Below are 6,619 nucleotides of genomic sequence, written 5' to 3'. Positions count from 1 at the left end.
GGAAGCTCTGAAAATAGCCTGTTAACTGACAATAAAGCACTCTCCTCGACTGAGCCGGACATTAAGGATACTGGCCGTAAAACCAAGGCACTTCCATCCCATCTCATTGATAAAGCACCCATTCAAGCAAAGCCTCTTCCTATTCTAAAGGATGACTTTTCCGATAAACGCTCTGCTAAGGAGGATAAAGAGCCAGTCGAAGCTGACGATGTTATCCGACCTAAAGCGGGTGTTAAGCGCATCAGCCCGCCGCTTGCCGAGCCTTATTCCGAAGCAGCCCCGGTTTCTAAAGCTGTCGAGGAAAAAATATTGCCGACAAGTGTGAACGACGAGAGCGATAGAAGCAAACAAATTAGTAGTGCACCAAATGCATTTTCAGACCTTCCTCTACTAAGTGAAATGAATATTAGCTTTCAAAGGGGGGTTCCGACAATAGAATTTAGCAGTCATATCTACTCTTCAGAACCGAGCGCACGAAGAGCCATGATTAATAATTTGTACTTAAGGGAAGGGGATGGTTTCTCTGGCTTAGTCATTAGAGAAATTGGAGAGTTTTATCTTGCGCTAGACAAGCAAGGAACCATCTTCAAAATACCGGTATTGCGCGACTGGCAAGCGCCATAGAACGTTAGCGCCGCAATATGGCTAGCCATCGCCAGACATTCAATACACTTGCTAGAGTTGCCGCGACGTAAGTCATTGCAGCAGCTTTAAGAATCTTACGGCAAGGCTCGATTTGATCATCTTGCAGATAGTTACCTTCGGTAATTATCGGAAGTGCCTTGTTAAAACTTGCATCCCACTCCATAGGCAATATTACTAATTGAAGTGCCACTGAAATAAAAACAGCACAAAGCCCGCATAGTAAGCTAATAATTCCGAGTTGTGGTACCTTAAAAATAACAACAAGAACCGGAATAATCCCAAGCATTGCGATCGCAGCCTTTTCTATCAATAATGCTATCGGGGTGTACCGCTCTCTTAGTCTGACTATCTTTTCATTCCTATGATACTGAAGCGCATGGCCAAATTCATGGCATGCGATAGCGACTGCGCTAATAGAGCGCCCATCGTAGATGTATTTGGATAGCCTAATCGTAGACTCATGTGGAGAGAAATGATCTTGCCCGTCAGGGCATTCTTCAACCTTAAGGTCTACTAGCTCGAATCTTTTAGATAAGTGTTTTACTAACTCAGCACCGGTACCAGGAATATCAGGTAAATCTTGAGCATATTTTTTTATGGTGTATTTAACCCATATACCTGGCGTAATGAGTACAAATAGAATGAGGGCAATTAAAATATAAATCATAAGGCGAGTGTAGCTTGTTGCTAAACCAAAAAAAAGCCCGCTTAATCGCGAGCTTTATAAGGCAACCTGAGCTTTGTTAGGACAAAGCCTTAACCGTTTAGCCTCTTTTCAATTTCAATATACTTAATAACAGCATCTTCAGGAAACATGAGCTCGCTTCCTTGTTTAACGCTTTTAATTAAGCTCTCGCGGGCATAGCGTTTCACCGTAACTTCGGTTTTTCCCATCATTGCGCTTGCTTCAGCGAGTGTTAGTAACTTTTCTCCGCCTGACATACTTTGCTCCAAATAATATTAGTCGTAAAAAATCGAATATGTGAATTAGAGTATAGTTAATGCAAATAATATTTCCTGAATTGTTTGTAGCATTAAGTTAATTTTATGTTTCGAGCATTTAACTGAGGAGCGCGGCAATGCTTGCAAATATAGTCATAATAAACAGGAACCACTTTAGCGTATTCTGACTGACATTAATTGTGATCTTCACAGCCAGGTAAGCACCTGCAACAGAACCGACCGCGAGCAAGAGGCCTGGCGCCCACCATACTTGGTCCCGCCATACAAAAAGACCGAGAGCAACTAGAGTAAAACCGAGTGTGCACACCACCTTTAGCGCGTTGGTTCGAGCCAGATCGTAACGGAGGCCTCCAGCAATCGCAGCAATTAAAATAAAACCAACGCCCGCTTGGACGAACCCACCGTAAAACCCGGCTATAAAAAGCATTGGTATAGATTGCTTTTGCTCCATTACTGAAAAAGCCTTGGTGCCTTCAGTTACCGCAATAGCGGAGGGCTTAAATAAGATTATGCCGGCCATGATAATCATCGCGCCGAGCAAGGTTGGTTTCAGGTAGTCAGCAGGCATATAAGAGGCGAATGCAGCACCAACAAGCCCGCCAAGCATGGTGACAAGCAGAATAGATTTGATATCGGGAATATCAAGCTTTCCGTGCTTGGCAAAACCTCTGTATGCAGTAAACGATTGAAGTACGACACTGACTCGATTAGTCGCATTTGCAATGTCGGGAGGAATCCCCATTACCATTAATGCTGGAATTGTAAGATTGGAGCCTCCACCAGCCATGGTGTTTATAATGCCTGCGAGAAACCCTGTTATGATTAATACCAATATATAGAGTAAGTCGAGTTCATACATGGCGTTTTCCCTAAAGGCTTGGTGTGACAAAAAATAAAGCTGGGCATGGTACTGTAAATTTTTGCATAATGCACCGCTGTATATGAACTTAAGAAGACCGAAAAACACTTAGCCAAGATGAACCAAAGCAACTATCAAGCTGATGTGCAATCATCGGTAGAACACTGCCTGCGGCAGGCAGAACATCACCTTAAGAAAAGCTTCGTTTATCACAACCTTTGCTTTCTTCTAAAGGGGCAAGCTGCCGGCCAGTTTGTCGTCACACAAAACGCTTTTAAGACTTATCGATACAAGCTTCGATTTAATCAGGCGCTCTTAAATCAAAACCAACAAGCCTTTATCGAAGAGGTTGTACCTCACGAATGTGCACACCTCATCGTCTATCAGTATTTTGGTCGCTATCATGAAGGCAAGAAGGTAATGCCGCATGGACGACAGTGGAAGCAGGTTATGTCAGAAGTATTTAATGTTGAGCCAAAGGTAAGGCATAACTTCTCAAGCGCGAAAAGGGCACGACGAACCTTTGCATATATTTGTGCATGTCACGATCGAATTCATGATTTGAGCGCAATTCGACACAATAGAATCGTAAGAAGTGATGCAAGATATGTATGCAAAAGCTGTAAGGAAAGCTTGAGAATTAAATAGGCCAAAGTGAATGAGGCCAGGCAGTTCTTATTTAAGAGGAGCTTGTCGTTAGCGAGCGATCTGACGCCAGTTAACGACAAGGCGACTAAAGAATTTACTTCTCTAGATATTGAAGCTTGTTAGGAACACCGTCCCACTCTTTAGCATCTGGAAGCGGGTCTTTTTGCTCGGTAATGCAGGGCCAAGTCTGACATAGCTCGGCGTTTAGCTCGATATACTGCGTCTGGTCGGCAGGCAATTCGTCCTCAGAAAAGATTGCATCAGCTGGGCATTCTGGCTCACAAAGTGCGCAATCGATACATTCGTCAGGATCGATTACCAGAAAGTTAGGGCCTTCATAGAAGCAGTCTACAGGACAAACTTCCACACAATCTGTGTACTTACACTTAACACAGTTATCGGTTACAACAAATGTCATATTGCTATTCCAGTGTTTGGTCTCATTAAAATTATGCGGTGTATTCTAATGTCAGATGTGACAGGGTTCAAGCTTAAACGCCTGTCATAGCGCAAATGTTACGATTATTGACTTAAAACACAAGTAAGTTAGCGCAAGAGACAAGGCATCATATAACTTAGTTGATCAATCTTCGTAGCTCATAAAGCTTATCCAATGCTTGCCTAGGGCTAAGCTCATCAGGGTCCAGGTTAGCAAATGCTTTCTCAATCAATGAAGGCTCTTGTGCAAACATATCACTTTGAAATGCATTTTGTTCTGAAATAGAGTCAGTAGCTTGTGTTGCAATATTGCTTGCAGTTATGGGCTCAGACGGCTCGCTTGTTTCCGTAGACTCCAAAGAACTTAGCTTTTCCTTCGCCTTCCCAATAACACTATCCGGAACACCTGCGAGCTGCGCGACCTGCAAACCGTAGCTTTGGCTTGCGGCGCCTTCAAGAACATTATGTAGAAAGATAATTCTATCTTCGTGCTCAGTAGCGCTCAGGTGAACGTTGACAACACTCTCGTGCTCTTCAGCAAGCTGCGTCATTTCGAAATAGTGAGTTGCGAACAAACTATAAGCTTGGATATTTTTAGCCAAATGCTCTGCACTAGACCATGCAAGCGACAAACCGTCGAAAGTGCTGGTACCTCTTCCTACTTCATCCATCAAGACCAGACTGTTTTCTGTAGCGTTATTCAAGATGTTCGCAGTCTCGGTCATCTCAACCATAAAAGTGGAGCGACCGCCTGCCGTATCGTCAGAACTTCCCATTCGTGTGAATATTTGGTCGATTTCACCTATTGAGGCTTTACCTGCTGGAACAAAACTTCCTGTACCTGCTAGCAATATAATCAGAGCAGCCTGGCGCATATAGGTAGACTTCCCCCCCATATTGGGCCCGGTAATCATAAGCATTTTTCGCTTTGGATCTAATATCAGATCGTTTGGCACAAAAGGCGCTGTACTGAGCTGTTCAACAATAAGGTGTCGGCCTTCTTCAATTAACAGGGTGTTACCCTGATTAAATTCCGGCCTATTGAGATTTAAAGTGTGAGCTCTTTCAGCAAAATTGCTAAGCACGTCGAGCTCAGAAAGCCCTTTTGCACACCTCTGAAGCGCGTCAATCGCCTCATTTAATTCATCAAGTAGGCTTTCGTAAAGGGCTTTCTCGCGCGATAAAGCGCGACTTTTACTGCTCAGCGCTTTATCCTCAAAAGCTTTCAGCTCTGGCGTTATAAAGCGCTCTGCATTTTTTAGCGTTTGACGCCTTATATATGCATCGGGCGCTTTATCTGACTGAGCTTTTGAAATCTCGATAAAGTAACCATGAACTCTATTGTAACCAACCTTCAAGGTCGAAAGCCCGGTTGCCTCCCGCTCCTGAGTCTCTAGATCGATTAAAAATTGACCGGCATTTTCACTGATATTGCGTAAGTCATCTAGCTCTGCGTCAAAACCATCTTTTATCACGCCGCCATCTCTAATAACGACGGGAGGGTTATCGATAATTGCTCGCTCTAATAACTCAGCTAAAGAGGGGTGTTCGGATATATCTTTAGCTACTTCACCAAGACTTGGGCAATCAACTGACCTTAAATCTGCCTGTATGGCGGGTAGTAGTATTAAAGTGTCTCTAAGTCGTGATAGGTCACGAGGGCGTGCAGATCTAAGCGCAATCCTGGCGAGTATACGCTGTACATCTCCGACTTGTTTTAAATTCGTTTGAATGGCGTCGTAGTTATAGGATTGCTCAAGTGAAGACACGCAATCTAGACGGGCATTCACAATTTCCCGGTCTCTTAAAGGGTGGTGGAGCCAGCGCCTAAGCAAGCGGCTACCCATTGCAGTTTTACAGGCATCCATTGCCCACGCCAAGGTGTGATTACTTTCGCCAGCAAGGTTGGTGTCAATTTCTAGGTTCTTGCGACTGGCTGCATCGAGTAGAATGTATTGACTACGCTCTTCTTTATTGATGGTGACAATATGAGGCAGCTCATTACGCTGAGTATCCTTTGCATACTGCAGCAGACAACCCGCCGCGCAGATAGCTAATTGCATCGAATCGATACCAAAGCCGCTTAAGTCTTTCGTTTTAAATTGAGTAGTCAATAAGCTTTTTGCGGAATCAAGATCATAAAGCCATGGAGCTTGGCGTCTAAGACCAGTTAAGTTCTCAAAAGCTCCTTCATATGGAAACTCTTCACTTATTAAAACTTCCGACGGTCTAATACGCTGCAACTCGCTTATTAGGTCGGGCAAGCCTCGAACTTGCGACACAGAAAAGCGTCCGCCACTCAGGTCTAGGTAGGCTAGACCAAAGGCTTCCTCATCACCAAAGGAAATTGAGCAGAGCAAATTGTCACGCCGCTCTTCTAGAAATGCCTCGTCAGTCAGCGTGCCGGGAGTGACAATTCTCATTACCTTACGCTCAACCGGCCCCTTGCTTGTTGCCGGGTCACCTGTTTGCTCGCAGACAGCAACCGACAAACCAGATCGAACAAGCTTTGCAATATAATTCTCAGCGGAGTGATAGGGGATACCCGCCATTGGAATAGGGTTGCCACCACTCTTACCGCGTGCCGTTAAAGTGATATCTAGCAATTGAGCCGCTTTTTTTGCGTCATCGTAGAACATCTCATAAAAATCGCCCATTCGATAAAAGACAAGCTCATTAGGGTGGTCCTTTTTAATGCGAAAATATTGCTGCATCATCGGAGTATGTTTAGATTCACTGTTTTTAGCTAACTCAGGACTTTTTGACATAATTCGGGAGAAGTTCTTTTTAATTGGTTGTATATGGACTTACCTAAAGCAAAGCATTAGACGCACAACTTGTTTTAACCTTAGAGGGGGTTCCAGCTGTAGCCGCGATATATAGATGCGACTTTATTGTCGACAGAATTCTAACAAATCACGTCTCTGTCTTACCAGAAAAAACGTAATCGAAAAATCATGTCAAACACTAGGTTTTATTCATTTTTAAGCTAACTCCGAATTATTTGTTCTTAGACATAAGCTAAAGAATCCCTCTTTTATTCTTCGTTAGATTAGCAGCAGGTAC

General features: G+C 43.8%; 7 protein-coding genes. 2 read left to right on the top strand and 5 right to left on the bottom strand.

What is annotated here, in order from left to right:
• Positions 1-624, top strand: a 624-nt coding sequence (locus tag A3757_RS08640) for a general secretion pathway protein GspB (RefSeq protein WP_156506257.1), incomplete at its 5' end; no start/stop codon positions are given.
• Positions 625-628: 4 nt separating this feature from the next.
• Here the strand turns inward: A3757_RS08640 and A3757_RS08635 are convergent.
• The 3 genes from A3757_RS08635 to A3757_RS08625 form a co-directional block, all read right to left on the bottom strand.
• Positions 629-1,312: a zinc metallopeptidase gene (locus tag A3757_RS08635; RefSeq protein ID WP_068510691.1), complete on the bottom strand. Its 684-nt coding sequence runs from the start codon at positions 1,310-1,312 to the stop codon at positions 629-631.
• An 89-nt stretch (positions 1,313-1,401) separates the two neighbouring features.
• Positions 1,402-1,587 (bottom strand): helix-turn-helix domain-containing protein, encoded by a 186-nt coding sequence (locus A3757_RS08630; RefSeq protein ID WP_068510693.1) that lies wholly within the window; start codon positions 1,585-1,587, stop codon positions 1,402-1,404.
• A gap of 118 nt (positions 1,588-1,705) precedes the next feature.
• Entirely contained in the window at positions 1,706-2,467 is a 762-nt protein-coding gene (locus tag A3757_RS08625; RefSeq protein ID WP_068510695.1) for a sulfite exporter TauE/SafE family protein, read from the bottom strand.
• A 117-nt stretch (positions 2,468-2,584) separates the two neighbouring features.
• On the opposite strand from A3757_RS08625, the gene A3757_RS08620 reads away from it, so the two are divergent.
• Entirely contained in the window at positions 2,585-3,115 is a 531-nt protein-coding gene (locus A3757_RS08620) for a SprT-like domain-containing protein (RefSeq protein ID WP_068510697.1), read from the top strand.
• Positions 3,116-3,209: 94 nt separating this feature from the next.
• Here the strand turns inward: A3757_RS08620 and fdxA are convergent, their stop codons facing one another.
• Positions 3,210-3,533, bottom strand: coding sequence for a ferredoxin FdxA (gene fdxA / locus A3757_RS08615; RefSeq protein WP_068510699.1), 324 nt, complete (start codon positions 3,531-3,533; stop codon positions 3,210-3,212).
• 157 nt (positions 3,534-3,690) lie between these two features.
• Positions 3,691-6,321 (bottom strand): DNA mismatch repair protein MutS, encoded by a 2,631-nt coding sequence (mutS, locus tag A3757_RS08610; protein ID WP_068510701.1) that lies wholly within the window; start codon positions 6,319-6,321, stop codon positions 3,691-3,693.
• Positions 6,322-6,619 lie beyond the last annotated feature (298 nt).

This window comes from Oleiphilus sp. HI0117, assembly GCF_001635235.1.
Note: the sequence above shows the minus strand (reverse complement) of the source record. Positions and strands in the feature narration are given on the sequence as shown.